Source organism: Acinetobacter sp. 1125_18A (genome assembly GCF_052824985.1).
This window is the reverse complement of sequence record NZ_VTDG01000002.1, coordinates 115,660-139,425: the sequence shown is the minus strand read 5'-3', so window position 1 is coordinate 139,425 and position 23,766 is coordinate 115,660. Positions and strand designations below refer to the sequence as shown.

Annotated in this window: 22 protein-coding genes; 11 read left to right on the top strand and 11 right to left on the bottom strand. The window is 39.3% G+C overall.

Features of this window, described 5'->3' with window-relative positions:
• Nucleotides 1-25 precede the first annotated feature (25 nt).
• The gene (locus FY049_RS03605) at nt 26-793 is read left to right on the top strand and encodes a hypothetical protein (RefSeq protein ID WP_446083199.1); all 768 of its coding nucleotides are present in this window, start codon (nt 26-28) and stop codon (nt 791-793) included.
• Nucleotides 794-926: 133 nt separating this feature from the next.
• Here FY049_RS03605 and FY049_RS03600 read toward each other — a convergent pair whose 3' ends face one another.
• The 9 genes from FY049_RS03600 to sdsA form a co-directional block, all read right to left on the bottom strand.
• Complete coding sequence (locus tag FY049_RS03600) at nt 927-1,958, bottom strand: agmatine deiminase family protein (RefSeq protein ID WP_446083198.1); 1,032 nt, start codon at nt 1,956-1,958, stop codon at nt 927-929.
• A gap of 160 nt (nt 1,959-2,118) precedes the next feature.
• A complete protein-coding gene (locus tag FY049_RS03595) occupies nt 2,119-2,547 on the bottom strand; it encodes a YbjQ family protein (RefSeq protein WP_004722578.1) in 429 nt (142 codons plus the stop codon).
• A 9-nt stretch (nt 2,548-2,556) separates the two neighbouring features.
• A complete protein-coding gene (locus tag FY049_RS03590) occupies nt 2,557-2,907 on the bottom strand; it encodes a YbjQ family protein (RefSeq protein ID WP_004722575.1) in 351 nt (116 codons plus the stop codon).
• A 103-nt stretch (nt 2,908-3,010) separates the two neighbouring features.
• Entirely contained in the window at nt 3,011-4,471 is a 1,461-nt protein-coding gene (adeK, locus tag FY049_RS03585) for a multidrug efflux RND transporter AdeIJK outer membrane channel subunit AdeK (protein ID WP_004722574.1), read from the bottom strand.
• On the bottom strand, nt 4,471-7,650 hold the full coding sequence (locus tag FY049_RS03580; protein ID WP_335955805.1) for an efflux RND transporter permease subunit: 3,180 nt from the start codon (nt 7,648-7,650) through the stop codon (nt 4,471-4,473). The genes adeK and FY049_RS03580 overlap by 1 nt, the downstream gene beginning before the upstream one ends.
• 13 nt (nt 7,651-7,663) lie before the next feature.
• Entirely contained in the window at nt 7,664-8,920 is a 1,257-nt protein-coding gene (locus FY049_RS03575) for an efflux RND transporter periplasmic adaptor subunit (protein ID WP_035371662.1), read from the bottom strand.
• Nucleotides 8,920-9,558, bottom strand: a complete 639-nt coding sequence (locus tag FY049_RS03570) for a phosphatase PAP2 family protein (RefSeq protein WP_004722566.1) — start codon at nt 9,556-9,558, stop codon at nt 8,920-8,922. The genes FY049_RS03575 and FY049_RS03570 overlap by 1 nt, the downstream gene beginning before the upstream one ends.
• Before the next feature lie 159 nt (nt 9,559-9,717).
• Complete coding sequence (locus tag FY049_RS03565) at nt 9,718-11,772, bottom strand: site-specific recombinase (protein WP_171501831.1); 2,055 nt, start codon at nt 11,770-11,772, stop codon at nt 9,718-9,720.
• 15 nt (nt 11,773-11,787) lie between these two features.
• Entirely contained in the window at nt 11,788-12,771 is a 984-nt protein-coding gene (gene sdsA / locus FY049_RS03560) for an All-trans-nonaprenyl-diphosphate synthase (protein ID WP_056514413.1), read from the bottom strand.
• A 430-nt stretch (nt 12,772-13,201) separates the two neighbouring features.
• Here sdsA and rplU point away from each other — a divergent pair, with 430 nt between their 5' ends.
• The 8 genes from rplU to FY049_RS03520 all read left to right on the top strand — a co-directional run bounded on the left by rplU (nt 13,202) and on the right by FY049_RS03520 (nt 20,754).
• Complete coding sequence (gene rplU, locus FY049_RS03555) at nt 13,202-13,513, top strand: 50S ribosomal protein L21 (RefSeq protein ID WP_004722561.1); 312 nt, start codon at nt 13,202-13,204, stop codon at nt 13,511-13,513.
• A 19-nt stretch (nt 13,514-13,532) separates the two neighbouring features.
• On the top strand, nt 13,533-13,787 hold the full coding sequence (rpmA, locus tag FY049_RS03550) for a 50S ribosomal protein L27 (protein ID WP_004722560.1): 255 nt from the start codon (nt 13,533-13,535) through the stop codon (nt 13,785-13,787).
• 251 nt (nt 13,788-14,038) lie between these two features.
• Nucleotides 14,039-14,734 carry an outer membrane lipoprotein chaperone LolA gene (gene lolA / locus FY049_RS03545; protein WP_004722558.1) on the top strand — a complete coding sequence of 232 codons (696 nt, stop codon included), beginning with the start codon at nt 14,039-14,041 and terminating at the stop codon, nt 14,732-14,734.
• Between the two features lie 187 nt (nt 14,735-14,921).
• Nucleotides 14,922-16,454 carry a carotenoid oxygenase family protein gene (locus tag FY049_RS03540; RefSeq protein ID WP_446083197.1) on the top strand — a complete coding sequence of 511 codons (1,533 nt, stop codon included), beginning with the start codon at nt 14,922-14,924 and terminating at the stop codon, nt 16,452-16,454.
• 96 nt (nt 16,455-16,550) lie between these two features.
• Nucleotides 16,551-17,357 carry an RsiV family protein gene (locus FY049_RS03535; RefSeq protein ID WP_224964912.1) on the top strand — a complete coding sequence of 269 codons (807 nt, stop codon included), beginning with the start codon at nt 16,551-16,553 and terminating at the stop codon, nt 17,355-17,357.
• Nucleotides 17,358-17,465: 108 nt separating this feature from the next.
• Nucleotides 17,466-18,737, top strand: a complete 1,272-nt coding sequence (serS, locus tag FY049_RS03530) for a serine--tRNA ligase (RefSeq protein ID WP_004722550.1) — start codon at nt 17,466-17,468, stop codon at nt 18,735-18,737.
• A gap of 81 nt (nt 18,738-18,818) precedes the next feature.
• Nucleotides 18,819-20,192, top strand: coding sequence for a siroheme synthase CysG (gene cysG, locus FY049_RS03525; protein ID WP_224964913.1), 1,374 nt, complete (start codon nt 18,819-18,821; stop codon nt 20,190-20,192).
• 82 nt (nt 20,193-20,274) lie between these two features.
• Entirely contained in the window at nt 20,275-20,754 is a 480-nt protein-coding gene (locus FY049_RS03520; RefSeq protein WP_224964914.1) for a tRNA (cytidine(34)-2'-O)-methyltransferase, read from the top strand.
• A gap of 656 nt (nt 20,755-21,410) precedes the next feature.
• Here the strand turns inward: FY049_RS03520 and FY049_RS03515 are convergent.
• A complete protein-coding gene (locus tag FY049_RS03515) occupies nt 21,411-21,788 on the bottom strand; it encodes a hypothetical protein (protein WP_224964916.1) in 378 nt (125 codons plus the stop codon).
• A gap of 101 nt (nt 21,789-21,889) precedes the next feature.
• Nucleotides 21,890-22,291: a winged helix-turn-helix transcriptional regulator gene (locus FY049_RS03510; RefSeq protein WP_224964917.1), complete on the bottom strand. Its 402-nt coding sequence runs from the start codon at nt 22,289-22,291 to the stop codon at nt 21,890-21,892.
• Nucleotides 22,292-22,458: 167 nt separating this feature from the next.
• Between FY049_RS03510 and FY049_RS03505 the strand changes: the two genes are divergently transcribed.
• Together FY049_RS03505 and FY049_RS03500 are read left to right on the top strand one after the other, a co-directional pair.
• A complete protein-coding gene (locus FY049_RS03505; protein ID WP_224964918.1) occupies nt 22,459-23,160 on the top strand; it encodes an SDR family NAD(P)-dependent oxidoreductase in 702 nt (233 codons plus the stop codon).
• Between the two features lie 31 nt (nt 23,161-23,191).
• Entirely contained in the window at nt 23,192-23,749 is a 558-nt protein-coding gene (locus tag FY049_RS03500) for a flavodoxin family protein (RefSeq protein WP_224964919.1), read from the top strand.
• The last annotated feature ends 17 nt before the right edge of the window (nt 23,750-23,766 follow it).

The following is a 23,766-nucleotide window of genomic DNA, read 5'->3' as shown; positions in this document are numbered from 1 at the left end:
TCCGTCTTTATAAGCACAAAAAAAGATGTTAAATCTAATGAAAATAATTTTTAAAGCCATCAGTCTACAATTCATATTGATCAGTGCCGTTTATGCAAATATTTGTGATGATACTCAAGTTGTTGCGCAAATATTGAAGCAGGCTAAAATTGTAAAGCTTGAACAGTCTTTAATCGACTGTAAACTCGATCCTGTTGATAATTCAAATATGATCATGGCCTATGCCCAATGGATTCCTGTAAAAGGACACCCAGAAGAAGGGAATTATGCTTTAGACTTATTTAAGTTTAATCCAAAAAATTTAAAGGTGATTTATCACTATGCTGTTGCAGAACGCATGGTTTCGGATGCAATTAGCTTAAATTCAATTGAGCTGGATACAGCAAATTATAAAGTCACTGATTCAAATCGAGCTTTGGGTCTAAGATTAAATTACTCAGGTCACTCACAGCCCTTTCCTTTTTCTATGCAACTTTTAAATTTATATGACCTTAAAAATAAACAACAAATTCTGGACAGCTTGATTGTGACACGTAATCGGGCAGAAATAGATATGAATTGTAATGCAGATATTGAAGAACGCGCTTCTACCTTAGTCATGCGGTCAACCCAAACCAAGAAATATACGGATATTTTGGTCAATAGCAAAATTAAACGCTACCAGACGCAAGTGATAAACGAGGATTGCCAAGAAGTTAATCATCACTCATCGCAACAACGGTTTGTTTTAAAATTTGATGGGAAAAAATATCAATTTCCTAAAAGTTTTAAAGATGAATATCAGTACCGATAGGCAATATAAGCAGTTGGATAGTAATGCTGAATATTAAACATTCATCTTCTCGTTCGCGAGTAAAAATAGCAGTGAGCTAAAAGATGAATGCTTTTAAAATAACAGGATATTTGAAAGGGTAAAAATCGAATGCTTAATGTATTCTATTGAAGTAGTTTAATAATAATTCAGCATTTTTGCCTCTTAATTGCCATGACATACAGCGCACTCCACCACCCATATGGCACACCTGTGCAGAGTGAATTGGAATGACTGTTCGTTTGGTTAGAAGACGAATTTGCTGTAATGCCAGTGCATCTTGTTTAATACCAAATTGCGGAAAATAAATACGCTCAGGCGTAACCAGCATATTGGTATATAAACCACAAGCAGAACCAAATTTTTCATCATAGATCTCACTACCATCATAAGGTGTGGTGATTTCATGAATTTTGATATTTGGAATACCGCGTTTTAAATCAATTTTTAACTGTTTTGCATAGTCGGGATCTTCAGGATAGGAGTTAATCACTAAAGTGTTCTGATCTATAAAGCTCACCACGCCATCCGCATGTTCTAAACCACCTTGTTCATCCGCTTCAATAAATGCAATATGTTTAGCACCTGTCAAACGGATCAGTTGTGCTCTTGCTTGGGTTTCGGTTAAATGATTGTCAGCTAAGAACTTGGTGCTTAACACCACATTGCCATAGCCATCTTCAACCCAATTACCACCATCATTGAGCAGTTGGGTCTGGGTAAATTTTAAGCCAGCCTTTTGGCTATAGGCTTTAAAGTCTGCTTGAACATCATCAGAAATAGCTTGAGCTTTTTTGGTTCCACCTTGTCCTGCAGCGGTATATCGAAAAAGAACAGGTTGATTGGGATTGGCACTACTAAAATCACGCATCCAAATATCTTGCATAAGTGCGATGGTGACATGCTGTTTACCCAATGCTTTGACATAATCAGGGTAAAGTTGTTGATCGGTTAAGATCATCACATTGTCACCATTTTGGATAATTTTCTTTGCATAATCGACGTGGAAATCAAAGATATCATCGATTTTTTCTGCATAGTACTTATCCTGACTTTGTGGCGAAGCCAATACAATCAATTCTGCATTTATTGTGAATGGAAGCATAGACAGTAATCCGATACTTATTTTAAGTGCTAAAGCTTTCATGATGTCTAACCTGTTCATGAAGTTAAGATTCTTTCATTTTTGTTATGGTCAAGGTATTCCCAGATCTTTACATCACCAGAATACAAAACCAGACAGTCCAACAGCGATTATGTATTCTGATGAAAAAATCATGATGATTATTTAAAAAAGAGGAGTGAGATTAAGTTGCTGTTCCATAGGCAAAGACTTCAACCATTCCACCTTGCATACCGAGTTCAGTGGTACTTAAACGTAAGCCCATAATATGCGTTGCTCCAATATTTTCAGCTTCCTGTTTTAATCTAACAATTGCTTCTCGACGTGCGCGATCGACGACACTCTCATAGGTGGTTAAACGACCACCAAAGAAGTTCTGAATTTGCGCGATAATATATTTAAAGTAATCATGTGAAATCACCACATTACTACTGATGAGTTGCCCATGCTTTTCAGAGACTTTGAACTTATTGGTATCAATCCGAATATGAGCAAGCCGCTGTTCATTGTCGGCCAATTCTTTTAAATGCTTTTGTTCGATAAAACGTCCAAACCCCCAGCCAATAAAAAACAGAACCAGTGTGAGCCCAATTTTAAAAATTAAACCATCCATCTGTTTCGCCTATTTTGAAAATGGGTCAGGAAGTTGTGTTGTGGTCGGTTCAACAATGACCGCAGTACCATAGACAAAAAGTTCTGAAGCACCTTGCGCAATATTAGACGTAGAAAAACGGATACCGACAATTGCATTGGCACCTAAAACACGTGCTTTTTCAATCATACGATTCATGGCTTCTTGACGTGATTCTTCTAATAATTCGGTATAGCCTTTGAGTTCACCACCGACAATATTTTTTAGACCAGCCATAAAGTCACGTCCGACATGTTTACTGCGGACCGTGCTTCCATAAACGACATCAAGCTGTTGCTTTATGACATGTGCTGGAACAGTTTCTAAATTACTGAGTTTCATTTTAAATATTCATTGATGATGTCTTGCTTTAAACATAGGAAATTATCCATCAAAAAGCAATAAAAAAAGCCCACCGAAGTGAGCTTTGATCATCAAACTGAGATTAACTGACTTTTTTATCTTTTGAATGATATTTCAATTCAGATGAAGAGGCCGGTTGTGCAATTTGATCCGCAGTGTTGGCTTTTAGACCACCACCAAGGGTTTTATAAACTTCTACCTGATTGTTTAAGTTTGCTTGCTCTAATAGCAATAAACCTTGTTCAGCAGAGTAAGAAGTACGTTGAGCATCTAAAACAGTTAAGTAACTATCAATACCTGCACGGAAGCGGGCATTTGAAAGTTTATACGTAGTATTGGTTGCATCAACTAAACGTTTTTGAGCAGAAAGACGATCACCAATATTTTGGCGAGTCGCTAATGCATCATTGACTTCACGGAAAGCAGATTGAATTGATTTTTCATAGTCAGATAATGCAATTTGTTGATCTGTTTCTGAAATCTTAATGTTCGCTTTACGTGTGCCCCAATCCCATAACGGAATATCAAGACTAGGACCTAAAGACCAAACGAAAGCACCTGATTTAAATAAATCACTTAAATCAGTAGATGCATAACCTGCAGTACCCGTCAAACTGATGGTTGGGAATAAGCGTGCTTTCGCAGCACCGATATTCGCACCAGCAGCAGAAAGTTGGTATTCAGCCGCTTTGACGTCTGGACGGTTGTTCAGCAAGTCACTTGGTAAACCAGAAGCGAACGCAGCATTTGAGGTAATACGCGTTACACGTTGTGTTGGCAATAAGTTGTCTGGAACTGATTGTCCAACAAGCAGATTTAGCAAGTTCTGAGCTTGTGCAATTTGAGTCTTATAATTGGCAACATCATTACGTGCGGTTTCAACAGAAATCTGAGCCTGACGAACAGGCACTTCACTGTCGATACCGACATCAAAACGTTTTTTGTTGAGGTTATAAGAGTCAAGCTGCGCTTTTAATGTTTGGTCAGCGAGCTTAAGTTGTGCGCTGGCAAAAGAGTAATTTAACCAAGCTTGTGCAACTTGACTAATTAAGCTGATTTGCGTTGCATCACGCGCACTTGCAGTCGATAAATAAGTATCAAGCGCATTGTCTTTTAAACTTTTTACCCGACCCCAGAAGTCTAACTCATAAGCAGTTACACCAAGACCCACATTATAACGTGTTTGAGCACCTACACCTTGATCCTGACGTAACAGACCACCACTTGCACCAATCGTTGGTAACTGATTGTTTTCAGTGATTTGATAGGCTTGTTGAGCACGTTGAATGTTCAATGTTGCTGTACGTAAATCACGGTTATTGGCTAAAGCAAGATCAAGCACTTGAAGTAAGCGTTGATCTGCAAAAAACTCTTTATAACCTTGTTCAGCAATAGATGTACCACCGTTATTTTGAATATAACCTGTTGGTATGTTCGCTTGAGCTACGGGTTCTGGGCCACGCATGCTTTGACAAGCTGTCAAAGCAAGCGCAAGTGCAGATACCGCAATGCTACGACCTGAAATAGACCATACTTTTTGCATCACGATTTATGCTCCTGAATATTTTGATTTTTAGGTTTGTACTTAAAGATACTACGAATCCATACGAAGAACACAGGAATAAAGAAGATACCTAAAAGTGTTGAGCTAATTACACCACCTAATACACCATAACCGACTGAGTGTTGGCTACCGGCACCAGCACCGCTTGATAAAGCAAGTGGTAATACACCGAAACCGAACGCTAAGGTTGTCATGATAATTGGACGTAAACGCATTTTTGCAGCATGCAATGTCGCTTCAAACAATTCTTCACCTTGTTCTTGCAACTCTTTTGCAAACTCTACAATCAAAATCGCATTTTTTGCAGACAAACCGATGACTGCAACGATCGCGACTTGGAAGTAGATGTTAAATGATAAGTTAGGATCACCTTTGATGACCATGCCCAACCAGGTTAAAGTAAATGCACCAATAACACCTAAAGGTACGACTAGCAATACTGAAACAGGGATAGACCAACTTTCATATAAAGCTGAAAGGCAAAGGAATACAATAAGCAAAGAAAGAATCAAAAGCGGAACAGTTTGACTACCAGATTCACGTTCTTCTAAAGACAGACCCGTCCATTCATAGTCGAAACCTGTTAAGCCCATAGACGGTAACTTACCAATAATTTCTTCCATGGCAAGCATTGCATCTCCCGAACTTACGCCCGGCGCTGGTGTACCTTGAATGTTCGCAGAAGCTACACCGTTATAACGTTCGAGACGAGGTGAACCATAGGTCCATTGACCTGTTGCAAACGCAGAGAATGGAACCATGGTGCCACTATTGTTACGTACATACCATTTGTTTAAGTCTTCAGGCATCATACGAGCGTTTGATTCGCCTTGAACATAAACTTTTTTCACACGACCACGATCAACGAAGTCATTGATATAAGAACCACCCCACGCCATGCTCATGGTCGAATTAATATCCGCAATACTGACTCCCATTGCACCAGCTTGCGCTTGATCAATGTTGATTTGATATTGAGGGGTATCTTCTTGACCATTTGGACGAACACCTGCAAGACGTTTGTCTTGAGAAGCCATACCTAAAATAGCATTACGTGCAGCAATGAGTTTATCGTGACCTTGACCACTGGCATCTTTCAATTGGATGTCAAAACCTGATGAAACACCTAATTCAGGCATTGCAGGTAATTGCAATGGCATGATGTATGATGCATCTTTTACAATCATATTCAGTGCCATACCGCGTTGAATAATGGCGCCAATTTGTGATTCAGGTGTGGTACGTTCACTCCAGTCTTTCAATTTAATAAAAGCTAAACCAGCATTTTGCCCGACACCTGTAAATGAGAAACCAGAAACTGTAAAAATAGTATCTACATTTGCTTTTTCCTTATTTAAGAAGTAATCGGTCATGGTTGTGATGACTTTATCTGTTCGTTCAAGGCTGGCACTTGGTGGTAGCTGAACCAACGTCATAACTACGCCTTGGTCTTCTTCTGGTAAGAAAGAAGAGGGGAGCATTTTGTACAGTCCAACTAAGGCAACAATCACAGCAATATAGATCGCACCAGAGAATATCTTATGATGGGTCATACGATTGACACCACCTTGGTATTTCTCTGCTACTTTTTCAAAACTGCGGTTAAACCAACGGAAGAAACGCGCAAAAATGTTATTGCTTGGTTCTTGGTTTGGATCATGCTGTTTTAACAATGTTGCACAAAGAGCTGGGGTAAAAGTTAAAGCAACGATTAAAGACAAAACCATTGCTGTAACGAGTGTGATCGAGAACTGACGGTAAATTACCCCCGTAGTGCCACCAAAGAATGCCATTGGCACAAATACAGCAGTCAATACGCTGGTAATACCGACCAAAGCACCTGAAATTTGTTTCATCGATTTTTCAGTGGCTTCAACTGGACCGGCATGTTCTTCTTGCATTACCCGTTCGACGTTCTCAACCACAACGATGGCATCATCGACCAATAGACCAATCGCCAGTACCATGGCGAACATGGTTAAGGTATTGATCGAGAAGCCAAAAATATTAATAACTGCAAATGTCCCAAGTACAACTACAGGAACTGCCATTGTTGGGATAATCGTTGCACGCCAGTTCTGTAAGAACAAGAACATCACGAAGAATACAAGAACGATTGCTTCAATTAACGTATGTACCACACTTTCAATTGAAAGCTTAATAAACGGTGTGGTGTCATAAGCAATTTTATCTTTTAAGCCTTCAGGGTAGTTTTTACGCAATTCAGTGAGGCGTTTTTCTACAGCAGCGGCTGTATCAAGTGCATTGGCACCTGTTGCCAATTTAATTGCTACACCGCCCGCAGGGTTACCATTAAATTTAGAATCGAATTGATAACTGTCTGAACCTAATTCTACGCGTGCAACATCACCCAAACGAACTTGAGCACCAGAAGACGTATTTTTTAGGAAGATGTTTTTAAATTGTTCAGGTGTTTGCAACATGCTTTGCGCATTGACAGTCGCATTCAGGATTTGACCTTGTACAGCTGGAGCACCACCCAATTGACCTACAGCCACTTGTGAGTTTTGTGCACGAATGGCAGCAGCAATATCACTTGGTGTAACTTGCAAACTGGTCATTTTAGCTGGGTCTAGCCAGATACGCATTGCATATTGACCACCAAAGACTTGAATTTCACCTACGCCTGCAACACGACTCAGTGGTTCAGAAATATTTGAGTTTACATAGTCTTTAATGTCAGCGCCAGAAAGGCTGCCATCTGGCGAATAAAATGCAAGTACTTGCATAAAGCTCGCGCCAGATTTGGTCACTTTTACGCCTTGACGTTGTACATCTTCAGGTAAAAGTGCTGTCGCTGACTGTAATTTGTTCTGTACTTGAACCTGTGCAATGTCTGGATCAATACCTTGTTCAAAATTCAGGTTGATTGATGCCTGACCATTACCCGCACTGTTCGATGAGATATAGCGTAAACCATCTAGACCATTCATTTGTTGTTCAATGATCTGAGTTACGGTGTTCTCAACAGTTTGTGCAGAAGCACCAGGATAAGTCGCAGCAATTGTCACTACAGGAGGAGCAATTGTTGGATACTGAGCAACAGGCATTTTTGTTAGCGTCAGAATACCCGCCAACATAATTACCAGTGCAATCACCCACGCAAAAATGGGGCGATGAATAAAAAATTGAGCCATATTCGTCTACCCCTTATGCATTTGAAGTAGCTTTTTGTTCACTGGATTTATTTTGTTGAACAGGTTGTGCTGCTGTACCTGGTTTAGCACCTGCTTGTGGTGCAGCCGCTTGAGGCTGATAAGGTTTAGCAACCACAGCTTGTTCTGGTTTTACTTTGGCAATACCATCAACAATCACTTTATCGCCAGTATTTAGGCCTTGAGTGACGATCCAATCTTTACCTTGAACACCTACAGTTGTTACAGGACGGCTTTCAACTACACCTTTTGCATTTACAAGCATTGCGATTGCTTGGCCAGTTGGTGTGCGTGTAATTGCTGCTTGTGGAACTAAGTAAGCATTTGGAATTACGCCTTGTACGATCTGCGCATTGGCAAACATACCCGGCAATAATAAATGATTAGGATTTGAGAAGACTGCACGTAAAGTCACAGAACCTGTGCTTGGATCTACACTAGCATCAGAAAATGCAAGGTTTCCTTCCACACCGTAGTAGCTACCATCTTCAAGTTTTAAACGAACTTTGGTGTTGTTGCTACGATCAATACTACCTTGGCTTAACTGTTGACGTAGACGTAATAACTCAGCACTTGATTGGCTGATGTCTACATAAATTGGGTCAAGTTGCTGAATCGTAACCAAAGCATTGGCTTGGTTTGCAGTCACCAAAGCACCAGCAGTGACTGAAGAACGACCAGATTGACCTGAAATAGGTGAACGAACAGTCGAATAACCTAGGTCAATTTGCGCATTTTTAACAGCAGCATTTGACGCTGCAATATCTGCTTCAGCAAGTTTGATTTGTGCAAGCAAATCATCAAACTCTTGCTTAGAAACAGCATTGATGCCGACAAGTTGACGATAACGATTTGCTTTAACTTGCAAGGCATTTAAGTTTGCTTGCTGACGTACTAAAGCTGCTTTTGCACTGTCTAAGTTTGCACGATTGATACTCGAGTCAATCTCATAAAGAGGTTGACCTTCACGAACAAAACTACCTTCAGTAAACAAACGTTTTAAAATCACGCCATTTGTTTGTGGGCGAACATCAGAGATTTGATACGCTGAAGTACGACCAGAAAGTTCAACACTTTGTTCTACGCTTTGTGGCTGAGCAACAATGACACCAACTTCAGTCGGCGGCATTTTTTGGGCAGCACCACCAGCTTGTTGTGCTGATTTAGGATCTTTGCTGCAGCCTACAAGTGCAATACTTGTTGCGAGAGCACAAGCAGTAAGGGCAGGAGCCCAAAGCTTTGCCGACATCATTATTCCACCTCGTTTAGATTCTTATCTAAAAATAATTTGTTCTGTCTTAACGTTTCTCGTGACAGTATGAGCCATAAAATTGCAGCCCATATGACACCTATACCCCATCCAGTGAGTACATCAGTTGGGAAATGTGCCCCTAGATAAATTCTAGAGCCCCCCATGCTTAGAAACCATAAAAAGCCCCCCAAGCTAATCCATTTAACTTGGCGATGCTTTTGAAATATAAACATAATCGAACAGCATACAATCGCTGCATAAATACTGTGAGCACTAGGAAATGAAGCACCATAGGTTTGCACCATTTGGTAAATTTCATCGGGTCTAGGACGATTGACCAGATATTTGAGTATCCAACCAATTGCCGCAGCACCGAGCAGTCCAATACTAATCATCAGCACATTTGCATATTGTTTTAGACGTATGAAATATAAATTACATAGCCCTGCAATCACGATCATTGACGGTAAGCCGCCCAGATAGGATAGGGTGAGTGCTAGACCATTTAAGACCTCTAAACGGTGTGAACTCATCCATACAACGCTTGAAAAATCAAACTGTTGTATCTGGTTAATGTTTAAACCAACACTCCCAATAAGTAAACCTATACAGCCAATAAGGAGCAATACGTAAGGCATAAGTTAACCTAGAGTATATAAATTGCGTACGTTAAGTTTATTTAATCAACCGAAGTGTACTAGCCAGTACACTTTTTTTCAAGTGAGTAAATTTAGGTAATTTATACTAATTTCTTTTTGTGAAATATTTAACAATTTGCACAAAAAATAACAAAAATCCTAGTGATTTAGTTTGCTTTGTGAGTTTGCCTCATCTTCAAGTTGTAAGGGTTGTTTTGGCGGCCAGAAGAAATCTAGCGGACGGGTAGAAAAATGGGTAAATATAAGTTTTGCCAATGGTTTCCATTGTGAAAAACGAACTTGTCTTGCTCTGAGTGCCACAATAATGGTGAGCGTGAAGCTGACAAATAAATTGGTCAAACCAATACACAACACCCCAAGGAAAGACACTATGATGAGGCCAATATCAGGTGAACCATTGATGGTCATTAAGCCTTGAATAAAGTTGGCAGCAGCAAACGCAATATGGCGGATATCTAAAGGTAAACCTAAGATAAAACCAATGGTTCCCATACTTCCAAGCATGATCCCAAAGATAAAATTACCCGCTAAAGCGCCTAAGTTTCGCTCTATATAATCTGCAAATTTGTCCAGTCTGGCTTGTCCCATCATTTTTTTCAATTTTATGTGGGCTTTTAAGCGGGGACCGACTTTTCGATAGACTGACATATTGTCAAAATATCCAGCGATTAATCCTGATAAAAATAAACAAACACCGGCAATTGCTGCATGAGGAATTGCCAATGAAGTAAATGGATTTAGACTGGCGAGTAAGGTTGTGGCTTTAGCATGCGTCAAAAGTGGTTCATGCATTGACAGCTGCCATAGATAGGTAATTAATGCGGCAGTAGGAATCGCAATCGAAATATTTCCTAGAATTGCAATAAACTGGGTCCGAATAATATTAATAATCAGTCCGGCAAGTTCAGCAATTTGCGCTGTTTTTGAACCTTTTTGGTGCTGAACTGTTGATGCAAGTGCGGCCGCTGTCATAGCCGGTTGTTTGGTTGCTACAGTAAAGTGCAAAACATGGATCAGGATAAAACCCAATGAATAATTCATACTGTAGAGAAAAGCATGCAAAAAGGGTGCAAGGACTAAACGTGCAGTCAGTATTTTCAGGGTTGCCATGGTTGCAATAATCGCACCTGCACCTGCAGCTGCTTTATACATGCCAAAGAAACCTTTCTTATCGGTACTTACATAATGTTCGCCTGTCTTACTGGCATTTTCAGTGACTTGTAGTGCGATTAACTCACTGTTGGTTTTAAGTAAATCACGCACACTGGTTTCACTATAGTGTGCATTGACTAAGTCCGTGAGCAATTCACCGCAGAGCTGATAACGAATCTGATCATCTTCGACCAGAAGATTGAGTAAGAGTTCAATTCGATCAATACATTGTTCTAGTAGCGAGAGTAAATAAGTCAGGCTTAAGCTCACACCAATCCGTTTAATTGCTCGACGGATTTTCTGTACCACATCACGACATTGTTCAATCATGACCAATGCTTGGTCTGCATCGGGAGGAATGCCCACAGCAAACTCATCTTCATCGCGATGTTGCTTTTTATATGCTTCTATAAACTCAACAATTTCACGGTTTTGAACTAAAAATGGCGATTCATATTCTTGAAGCTCAGGGTAGGCATTGATAAATTCAGGATATAAGCCAATACCACTGATTCGATAGGAAAGCACCGTAATGGCTTTGACAATATCGCGTTTAATTCCCAATTTATCGTTTTTATAACGATGACCTTGATTGAGTAATCGGAACAATTGTTCCCATTTCTTTTCACTGATATTTTCCAGCCAATATTTATCACTACGCTGGTGAAACACTTTGCCAACCAAATCTTTGAGATCTGATTCGTCTGTTAATAAAGGTAGAAAATGTGCACCAATCCGTTGCCCAAGCTGATTCCAAAAGCCGTCTAAAGATAAAATCCCACTATCTGCATACAATCCTGCTTGTTTATAGTGATTGACCAGCTTGAGTAAATAACCTTGAAATGCAGAAGATGCATTGGGCGTAGTGAGCAGTGCTTGAATTAAAGCATCAAATTTATTTTGACTTTCTTCTAAATTGTGGCTGTCACTGGGTCTGATACGATTGATTAACTCAATTAATATATCAGGATTGGGAACAACTTTTATGCCATCGAGTTGTTCCTGCATAAGGAGGAAAAGATCATTAAATTGTATATGCATAAGCCTTGTTAAATTTTATTGAATTCGATGTAAGGCAAGTTGCGCTAAATTATACAATGCCTGGCGATACTCAGATTCAGGTAAATGATTCAAAGCTTGAATCGCAGCTTGAGTTTCTTCTGTGGCACGGCGACTACAATAATCTAAAGCACCTGAGCTCTGAACAATTTCAATCACACGATCTAAATCGCTTGTTCCACCAGTTGCGATACTTTTACGGATAATTTCGTGCTCTTCACCCTGAGTATTTGCTAAGGCAGAGATTAAAGGTAAAGTGGGTTTACCTTCCATTAAATCATCACCAATATTTTTACCTAATGTTTCAGCATCAGAGGTATAGTCTAAAATATCATCAATGATTTGAAAGGCATTGCCAAAATGACCTGCAAATAAACGTAATGGTTCACGATACTCAGGTTTCCCTGCAATGATGGCAGCACCTTCAGTTGCAAGTTCAAATAAACGAGAAGTTTTACCGTGAATAATATCTAAATAAGTTTGTTCAGTCGTTTCGGGTTGATGCTGTGCTTGAAGCTGTAACACTTCACCTTCGGCAATTTCACAAGTGCCAGTCGAAAAGTCTTTGAGCAAGATCATATTGTCGAGATCAACCAGAAGATCAAAAGCTCGAGAAATCAGAAAATCACCCACCAACACAGCAGTTTGGTTGTTCCAAGTTGCGTTTGCAGTTGGACGGCCACGACGTAAACCAGATTCATCTACAACATCATCATGTACCAATGTTGCGGTATGCAGCATTTCAATGATTGCTGCCAGTTTGCGATAAGGGTCCATCTGTAGATCTGTTGCACCACATGCTTTTGCTGCAAGTAGGCACATGATTGGACGCATGCGTTTACCGCCAGCTTCAACAACATGTTTACTGACGGCCATTACTAAAGCAACTTTTGAGGTAATCCCTTCATTAATAAACTTGTCCATTGCAGCAAAGTCGGTTGCAACTGGAGCGAGAATATCTTGCTTAAAGTCGATGGTCATCGGGTGGGAGCCTCATGCAAATGCGTTATAAGTTGCTAGTGTAACAATTAACATGTCTGAATGTTGCTTTTGCAAGCAGACATCGTGCCTGAATCTTAATGATTTGTTCTTTCTTTGTCCAAAGATGAATAATGCATTGAACATTCAATCGATCATTCTTTTGAGCTACATAGTAGCGGATTTGTTTTAAAAATCTATTTCAATTTTAGCTGTATCTTAAAAAAAAATTCATATTATCAAAGGGGAAATCTTAAAAAAACCGTTTTATGTAGATTATTTTCTATACAATGATAATATTTGCTGGAAATGACTTGTTGTTTAATTCATTATCACTTAAAATCTTTGCTCTTGAATAACCCCCAGTGGCGTTCGTCTTAAGATCGATATATTCCTTTATCGGCACGACGACACGGGTAAGTTGGAGTACATTATGTACGCAGTAATCCAAAGCGGTGGTAAACAGCACCGTGTTGTTGAGGGTGAAACCCTTAAAGTAGAATTGTTGAAAGCTGAAACTGGCGCGACTATTACATTTGATGATGTATTAATGGTTGTGAATGGCGAAAGCATTCAAATCGGTGCTCCAGTTGTAGCTGGCGCAAAAGTAACTGCAGAAGTGGTTGGTCACGGTCGTCATGACAAAATTCGTATTGTTAAAATGCGTCGTCGTAAGCACTACCGTAAACAACAAGGTCACCGTCAATGGTTTACCGAGTTGAAAATTACTACGATCGCAGGTTAATCACTAGGAGTATATAGACATGGCAACTAAAAAAGCCGGTGGTTCGACCAAAAACGGTCGTGATTCGAATCCTAAAATGTTAGGTGTTAAAATGTACGGTGGTCAAGCTGTGACTGCTGGTAACATTATCGTTCGTCAACGTGGTACAGAATTCCACGCTGGTACAAATGTTGGTATGGGTCGTGACCATACTTTATTTGCTACTGCTGACGGCGTAATCAAATTTGAAGTGAAAGGTCAATTTGGCCGTCGCTATGTATCTGTTGAAGCGTAAGCTTTAATAGTGCAAAAAAGCCCGCTTTATTGCGGGTTTTTTTATCACTTTTTTTATTATTAAACAAAAACCCATCTTCATCATGATGAATAATTTTCAACATATTGCACCAATAACAATACAAAACTTCTTATTTTCTCAATTATTACTGACTCAATTTGGTTTAAGATAAGCAATCTAATAAATTACATTCTGTGCCAAATATTATTTGAATATTTTAATTGAGGTACAGACATAGAAAAGGTGAACATATGAATATGCTTCGTAAAACGATGGGTGCAGTGGCTATAAGTGCAGCGCTGTTTGCACCTGTAATGAGCACAACAGTTTTTGCAGCAACTGCTGCTTCGGAGCAACAAGCAACTGCCAATCTGGTTAAACAACTCAGTGGTGTAAAAAGCTTTACTGCAAATTTTGAGCAAACCACAAAAGCGACTCAAACAGGTAAAGTTGCACAGAAAAAGGGTTTAACCGCTCAGCATATGAATCAAACCTTTAAAGGTACAATGAAGGTTGAACGTCCTGGTAAATTCTATTGGGAAACCACCACGCCCGCAAAACAGACTATTGTGACTGCAGGTCGTACAGTGTGGATTTATGATCCTGACTTACAGCAAGCTGTACGCCAAAGTTTAGATGAGCAGGTTGCCAATACACCAGCATTACTCCTCAGTGGTAATACAGAACAAATTCAAAAGGCTTATCGTATTACTCAGCCAAATGCAGGTAAAACTTACTATACCTTGTATCCAAAACAAAAAGATGGTGCTTTCCAAAGTTTGACGATCAGTTTTGGGGCGAAAAATGCACCGACTTTAATGATCTTGCAAGATTCTTTAGGTCAAACAACCACTGTGCGTTTTAACAATGTACAGGTCAATGCCGCTATCCCTGCGTCTACCTTTAATTTTGTGCCGCCTAAAGGCACAGACATTATTGATCAATAAACGACTTTGATTGAATAGAAGAGCAACCGTAAGGTTGCTTTTTTATGCCGATTAAACAGAACACAGCAATAGACTCAGTCATGTTGATCAGGCGAAGGATGGATGTCTTTCAAGGAATACGGTAGCTTTCAATACAAGAGTATTCTATGCTCAAACAAGGGTTTGAATATAAAAACTGAGATGCTGTATGTATCGCAAAACACAATTGAAACTCAAACATTACCCAAAGATGACTGCGCAAAAGTCATTTTTGAATGTTTTGAGACAAAAGTTAATCTGCATGATTGGGCGATTTTTAAGACGGTATCGTCGTGATAAAGAAGTCAATCTTTATCACAAAAAGCTTTACCAGCCAGTTGAAGAAATTATCACAACCACCTTAAAAATATCAGGAATTATCCCACCACATTTAAATGGTTTATTGCTAAGAATTGGCTCAAATCCGATTAAGGCAGAAAAGCCTACATTATTTGAGTGGTATCTTGGTCATGGAATGATTCATGCGCTTAAATTACAAGCGGGTAAAGCAATCTGCTTTAAAAGCAGTATGCTGGCCACAGATACGGTGCAGCAATATAAACAACAACCAGCAATAGGCGGCTTTCGCCGTGGTGCACATGATGTTGTAAATACCAATATTTTTAAGCATGCGGGAAAGCTTTGGGCGGTGATTGAAGCTGGCGCGTTTCCGATCTGCCTAGATGATGAGTTAAATGCAGAACGTTATCAGTTGTTTAATAGTGATGCTGATTTACCGTTTACTGCACATCCTCGTAAAGATATTAAAACAGGGCATTTACATGCGATTAGTTATGATGCCTTAGATCGTAAAAATGCCTATTACCAAGTGATTGATCAACATGGCGATTTAATTCATGTAACGCAAATTTTATTACAGCATGGTCCCATGATTCATGATTGTCTCATTACACAACAAGAAGTTTTGGTTTTTGATTTTCCACTTACTTTTTCAATGACTCGATTATTGCGTGGCGCAAGTGTTCCCTATCAATGGAATAAACAACATCCAGCACGCATTGGGATATTGCCTAAATATGCAAATGCTGAACAGATTCAGTGGATTGAGCTTGAACCATGTTTTGTTTTTCATGCAGCAAATGCTTTTCGTGATCATGAAAATAGAATTATTTTAGATGTTTTGGTACATCAGGACGATTTTGAACATTCCCAACACGCAGCTTATGAATTGCAACATGCGCAGCTAGAACGTTGGCGCATTGATTTAAGCTCACAAACGCTACATAGAGCTGTACTCGACTCTCGGATTCAAGAGTTTCCGAAAATTGATGCGCGTTTTACTGGGGTCCCATATCGCTATTTATATACTTTGGGTTTTGCTGAAACTGCATTGTTCAATTGTTTATATATTCATGATTTAGAAATGCAAACATCTGTGAGTTATGATTTTGGTATACGGTGGGCAATTGGTGAAGTCACTTTTGTGGCTGAGCATGAACACAGTGCAGAAGGGCATGGTTATTTGATGGCCTATTTACATCATGTGGAGGGAGCAGCAGCCAAAGCTGTTATTTTAAAAGTAAATGGATTGGAAATTCAGCCACAAGCTGAAATTGATTTAGGCATACATATACCAATGGGGTTTCATTGTAATTGGGTTGAGACCCATACAAATGTAGATTCCAATCAAAATGACAATGTTGGCGCTAATTTGAATAAAAGAGTTAGCACATCGGCATAAACAACAAAATTTCAATAATTAACAATTATGAATATTAATTTAAAGGTTCTGGTTTTATGATAGGGCTATTACTAAATATGCTTTAAAGATATAGAAATGAAAGTAAATTTTAAAAGTGGTCTGATTTTTTTATCTCTTTTATCCAGTATGCTCATGGTTAGCGCATGCCAAGAAAAGCCAGCACCTCAAGCAGATCAAGCTGCAAGTACGACTCAACACGCGCAAATACCGCTGATTCAAGCCAAGGTTGAACGCGTCAATGTGGTAAAAAAACAGTTTTGTGATGAAGATGGTTGTACGCAATATGATTTGCAAACTGTTAAAAGTAATGTGCCTTGGCTAGATGAGTATTTTCTAAATCGTATTAAAAAAGATGTACCTGGCGCATTTGAGAAAGATCAAAATCATGCCCAAGCTGAAAGTGAAGCGCAATCTTCACCTAAAGGTTTAAATCAAAATTCAATTTATGTTCGTTTTATTTCACAACAAAATAATTTAGCCACTTTTGTGATCCAGACTTATACCTATGCAGCAGGTGCTGCTCATGGGATGTATCACAATGAATATGTGACATTCGATCTAAGCACGCAAAAGCGCCTCGCCCTAACTGATATTCTTAAACCAAACGTCGAAGCAAAAGTTGCTGAACAGCTTTATGATGCTAATGCGAATTGGTTAATTCAAAAAGATATTACGCGTGATAAATTGCAGTTAAGTGATAATTATTATTATGGTGTAAATGGTCTGGTTTTTGTTTATCCATTGTATGAACTTACCTCTTATGCAGAAGGTATGCCTGAGTTAAAACTGCCGTATCAAGTGGCAAAAGATTTGATTAAAGCTGAGTATTTACCAAGTCTACCTCAAGTCGAAGCGACTGTAGAAAAACCTGTTACACCTTAATTGTCTTCAAATCATACAATTCATGTATGTCAAATGCTCTGTCACTGTATTTTTTACAGTGAAGAGCTTACACTATAGTCAGTTTTTTTCTTACCCTTTAGATTGACTATGATCGACCCGAAATTAATCAGAAATAATATTGAGGCTGTAAACTTAGCCTTAGCCAAACGTGGTGTACAACTCAACGTTGAAGAATGGGCATCACTAGAAGCTCGCCGTAAAGAAATTCAGTCGAGAACTGAAAACTTACAGGCAGAGCGTAATTCGGGTGCGAAACAAGTTGGTCAAATCAAAAAATCTGGTGGCGATGCTTCAGAAATCATGGCACGTATGGGTGCGATTGGTGATGAAATTAAAGCTGCTGAAGTTGAATTGAATGAACTTCAAGCTGAATTAGAAGCAAAACTACTCTCGATCCCAAACATGCCACATGAGTCTGTGCCAGAAGGGAAAGATGAAAGTGATAATGTTGAAGTATTAAAATGGGGCACACCGCGCCAATTTGATTTCGAAATCAAAGACCATACTGACCTTGGCGAAATGATGGGTGGGTTGGAGTTTGAAACGGCAACCAAGTTAACGGGCACACGTTTCAGTGTATTGAAAGGTCCATTGGCACGTTTACAACGTGCATTGACCCAATTTATGCTGGATACCCATACCTTGAAAAATGGTTATACCGAAGCTTATGTACCTTATCTTGTCAATGCAGACTCATTGCGTGGTACAGGTCAACTGCCTAAATTTGAAGAAGATTTGTTTAAATTACAAGGCGAAAAAGAATACTATTTGATTCCAACTGCAGAAGTTCCAGTGACGAACTTTGTCCGTAATGAAATCATCGATGCTGACCGTTTACCGTTGAAATATGCTGCGCATACGCCATGTTTCCGTAGTGAGGCAGGTTCTTATGGTCGCGACACTCGTGGTTTAATCCGTCAACACCAATTCGACAAAGTTGAAATGGTTCAAATCGTAAAGCCTGAAGACTCAATGGACGCTTTGGAAGCATTGACAGGTCATGCAGAAGGGATCTTACAAGCTTTGGGTTTACCATATCGTAAAATCGTTTTATGTGGTGGCGATATGGGCTTTGGTGCGTGTAAAACTTATGATTTAGAGGTTTGGGTACCAAGCCAAGATACATATCGTGAGATTTCTTCTTGTTCAAATATGGGCGATTTCCAAGCACGCCGTATGATGGCGCGTTATCGTGCAGACCAAAAGAAAACTGAGCTGGTACATACCTTGAATGGTTCTGGCTTGGCTGTAGGTCGTACTTTATTGGCTGTGATGGAAAACTACCAACGTGCCGATGGCTCTATTGAAGTGCCAGAAGTGTTACGCCCGTACATGGCTGGTGCAACATTTATCGACTAAATGTCGAAAACTCGATATTTGGTTCAGTTTTGTGCATAAATATTGCTTAGTACAATCAGATTTGAACTTTTGAGGAACACTGTGGAAATTTTCCCAATTTCATTAAAACTACAAGGGCAACCTTGTCTGATTGTGGGTGGTGGGCATATTGCTTACCGCAAAGCAGTATTACTTGCAAAAGCAGGTGCAGTGATTCATGTGGTTGCACCTGATATAGAGCAAAACCTCTTAGATATTGTCCATTCAACTCATGGGCAATATCATGCAGATAAATTTGATCCTCAAATTAGCCTAAGTAGCTATCGTTTGGTGATTGCTGCAACCAATGATAAAGCTGTCAATCAAGCTGTTTTTGAAGCTTGTGAAGATTTAAATGTGTTGGTCAACAGTGTTGATGATCCTCCACATTGTCGCTTTATGGTGCCTGCGATCATTGATCGTTCACCACTGGTGGTTTCAATTGCCACCAATGGTGCTTCTCCTGTTTTATCTCGCCAGATTCGTACTCAGCTTGAAGCGTCTATTCCACATGGAATGGGTAAACTTGCTGATTTTTCTGGGAAATGGCGTAAAGCAGTTAAAGAACAGATTACTAATCCTGATGAACGTCGAATCTTTTGGGAAGATTTATATGCCAGCCCTTTAAAAGAGCAGGTGTTTAATGACAATCTCATAGAGGCAGATCGTCTAATTGAACAAGCTTTAACAAAATGGCAAAAACCAAAAGGTGAAGTTTATTTGGTTGGTGCAGGGCCAGGTGATCCAGAGCTATTAACCTTAAAAGCACTTAGACTGATGCAGCAAGCGGATGTGGTAATTTATGATCGCTTAGTTTCCCCTGCGATTTTAGAATTGTGTCGCCGTGATGCTGAAAAAATCTATGTGGGTAAAGCACGTTCGAATCATTCTGTGCCACAAGATGGGATTAATGCACTACTGGTCAAATATGCCGCTGAAGGCAAACGTGTCTGCCGTCTAAAAGGTGGTGATCCGTTTATTTTTGGTCGCGGTGGTGAAGAAATTCAAGAGCTTTTTGCAGCCAATGTTGCATTTCAAGTCGTTCCAGGTATTACCGCCGCATCAGGGTGCTCAGCTTATGCCGGGATTCCGCTTACACATCGTGATTATGCACAAAGCGTTCGTTTTTTGACAGGACATTTAAAAGAAGGTTCACCTGAGTTACCTTGGAATGAGTTGGTTTATGAAAATCAAACATTGGTTTTATATATGGGCTTGGTGGGACTAGAAAAAATTTGTGAAAATCTAATATCACATGGTCAACGTCCAAATATGCCAGTGGCTTTGATCTCCAAAGGGACAACCCCAGATCAAAAGGTGGTGGTTGGAACTTTGACAGATATTGCATCAAAAGTTGAAGAAAACCATATTCAAGCGCCTACTTTGACCATTATTGGTGAAGTGGTGAGTTTACGCGAACAGTTACAGTGGCAATAATATCTGCCTAAATTTTTCTTTAAAAACAGACATGGTCTTTTTTAAAGTACTTAGGTTGTATTCTGATAAGTAGAGATCTCCCGTGATTCATGTTGTTTTATACGAGCCTGAAATTCCTGCAAATACAGGGAATATCATTCGTTTATGTGCCAATACAGGTGCACAATTACATTTAGTCAAGCCTTTAGGTTTTGAACTGGATGATAAGAAGTTGCGTCGTGCAGGATTGGATTATCATGAATGGGCACATATGAAAGTTTGGGAAAACTTTGCTGAGTGTTTGGCTCATTTAAAAGGTCAGGGAGTTGATCTTGATGCGATTTATCCTTTAACCACCAAAGGTACTGAAACACCACATACCTCAGATTTAAATAGACCTGTGGCTTTATTGATGGGGCCAGAAACACGTGGTTTACCAGAAGATGTCCGTATGATGTTCTCTCAGGCGCATTGGATTCGTTTACCTATGGCACCGAATTCACGTAGTCTGAATTTATCGAATGCCACCGCAGTGATTCTATATGAAGCATGGCGTCAGCAAGGGTTTAAAGAATTAAAATAAAAATCACAACCCATCGTATAGATGGGTTTTTATTCATATTCATTTATGATTGCCTTTTTGGGCGGATCAATGAAATTTGACTTGAATAAACGATTTCATCCGATTGGGATTTGCCTTTGAAATCCCTAATCCGAATATTTATTTTAATTTTTTGTCCTTTCTTCGCTGTGTAGTGAATGTCTGAGATGATCTTATCCTCTAACACCGTTCCTAAATAGTGTTGACAGCCTGTATCAGCTCGATGAGAAACCTGTGCTTTTTTACAAGGCCTTTAAAAGAGATAAGATGGATATGACCCCTGTGTGAGAGTCCATCACTTCTAGCAACAGCTAAGGTCTCTATCGTCGTATTCTCTAAAAGCTTCACCACCAAATCACAAGAGTTTTCATAAGAAGCAAACGCACGATGGCTGCATAGTGTTAGGATAAAGAGGAATAGTATTTTCATTATTTTTTCCATTTAACATGTTTTATTTATAAGATGTTAAGTGTATTGCACTAGGTAAAATTTTTAGTTGAGTGCACATTGTACTTATAGCATTGGAATTGATGATTCATGCAAAAGTAATGACTCTTTGCTGCTTAAATTGTATCAGAGTGTCTTTGTGCAAAGGATCACAGCATGTATTGGATTGATTTCATAGCAGAGCTGACTAATTATTTATCTGGTCCTAAATAGGTCGCCGTTTCAGATTTCGGTATACCTTTATAATCTGTGATTAAGATATTCAGTTTAATTTTTTGTCCTTTTTTAAATTCAGAGCGATTCGGGAAATCTCTTAAATTTTCTTCTAAGACTTTGCCGATATAGTGTTGACAACCACTATCTGCTCGGCCAGCAGCTTGCGCTTTTTTTACAATACCTTTTATGTTGAGTGTTGTTTCCTCAACTTCACCTAAGCCATCTTTATTGATATATAGCGTACGTGTAGAGGTGTTTTCTAAAAGTTTAACCTCTAAATCACAAGAATTTTCATAGGACGCAAACGCACTATGGCTGGATATTGTCAGCAGAAAGAGCAGTGTAATTTTCATTATTTTTTCCCCTTTGCTATGTTTTATTCAAATGATGCTGAGTTTATATCATGCTTACAACATCGCAAGCTGAGTATAAGTCATATTTAGAGTGTTGAGGTTTAGGCTTCCTGCAACAGTGCTGGCTCATTTTTTGCTTGAATGGCATCAAATTGTTTTTGAGCACGAATGATATGTTGCACATTGCCTTCAGCCCAGAGCTTAAATGATAAAGCAGTTTGAGCAAACTCAAAGCCTAGAGAGGTTAATGCATATTCAACACGAATCACATTGTTTTCATGAATTGTACGGGTGATAAATCCATCTCTTTCCAGAATTTTTAATTTCTGAGAAAGCACTTTAGGTGAGATGCCAGTTAAGTTTTTTTTCAGTTCATTGAAGTGTTGAGAGTGCTGATGAAGTCGATAAATAATCATCAAAACCCACTTATCTGCAAATTTTTCAAAAAAAGATCTTGCCGGGCAATTTGGATGAAAAATATTAAAATTGAATGTATTAGTCATCAATATATACCTCAATTTGGAAAGTTATAACCAAGAAATGACCAGTTACCACGTAGTAACTAATTGATACTAGATTTCAAAAGTATATCATAAATTAATCAGGTCAATACAACTTCTGCTGATTGATAGCGTTGATCGACCCTTTTATATTTATGAGCGTGATTTTAATGAAAATAACAGATGCGGTCGTTTTTATTACGGGTGCAAATCGTGGTTTAGGTTTGGCACTTGCCCAGCAAGCGATACAACGTGGCGCCAAGAAAGTTTATGCAGGAATGCGTAATCTTCAAGAATTTAATCAACAGGGTATTATTCCGATTGTTGTAGATGTTACAGATCCCGTATCTATTCAAAAAGCTGTTGCGGAATGCGGTGATGTCAATCTATTAATCAACAATGCAGGTATTGCACGCTTAAATGAGAGTCCTGTAGACGCAAATATTGCAGCAGTGACACGGACGGTTTTAGACACCAATCTTTATGGTGTGATCAATACGACTCAGCAATTCTCTCCAATTTTAGCAAGCCAAGCTGAAAGTTATATCGTCAATATTTTATCGGATGTGTCTTGGGAACCTAGTACGATGTTAGCCAGTTATGCGATTTCTAAAGCAGCAGCATGGTCATTTACCAATTCAACTCGGCAATGGTTAGCAAAAGCCAATGTTCATGTGATGGGGGTACATGTTGGTTTTATCGACACGGATTTAACTCAATCACTCGATATTGCCAAAATTTCTCCACATACAGTGGCGCAACACGTATTTGATGGAATTCAAAAAAATGCCTTTGAAGTGTTGGTTGGGGAATCTACCCAACAACTCAAACAAGATCTAACTGCAACCCCTCCAAGTTATATCAAACATTAATATACCTATCATCTAGATCAGAGGACTTATCATGTCAAAAATCGCTGTTGTTTATCATTCAGGTTATGGCCATACCAAAGTCATTGCAGAAACTTTTGCCAATGAAATTCAGGCAACGCTCATCGAAGTGGATCAAGAGGGCAATATTCAAGATCAGGATTGGGACACTTTAGATACCGCAGATGCAATCGTATTTGGTGCGCCAACTTACATGGGCGGTGTACCTTGGCAATTTAAAAAATTTGCAGATGCCTCTTCTAAGCGTTGGTTTACTCGTGCATGGGCAGACAAGGTTTTCGGTGGTTTTACCAACAGTGCAAGTTTAAATGGCGATAAGCAAGTGACATTAATTTCTTTACACACCTTGGCTTCACAACATGGTGGTATTTGGGTCAGTCTTGGTTTGGCGCCATCAAACACTAAAAGCGCTACACGTCAGGATGTGAACAGCTTAGGCGGTTCTGTCGGCTTATTGGTTCAATCACCTGCTGATGCCAGTACAGATGAGATTCCAAGCGGTGATTTAGAGACTGCAAAACAATATGCAAATCGAATCAAAGCGATTACGGAAAAATTTATTGCAGCATAATTGCAGTTGATATGACT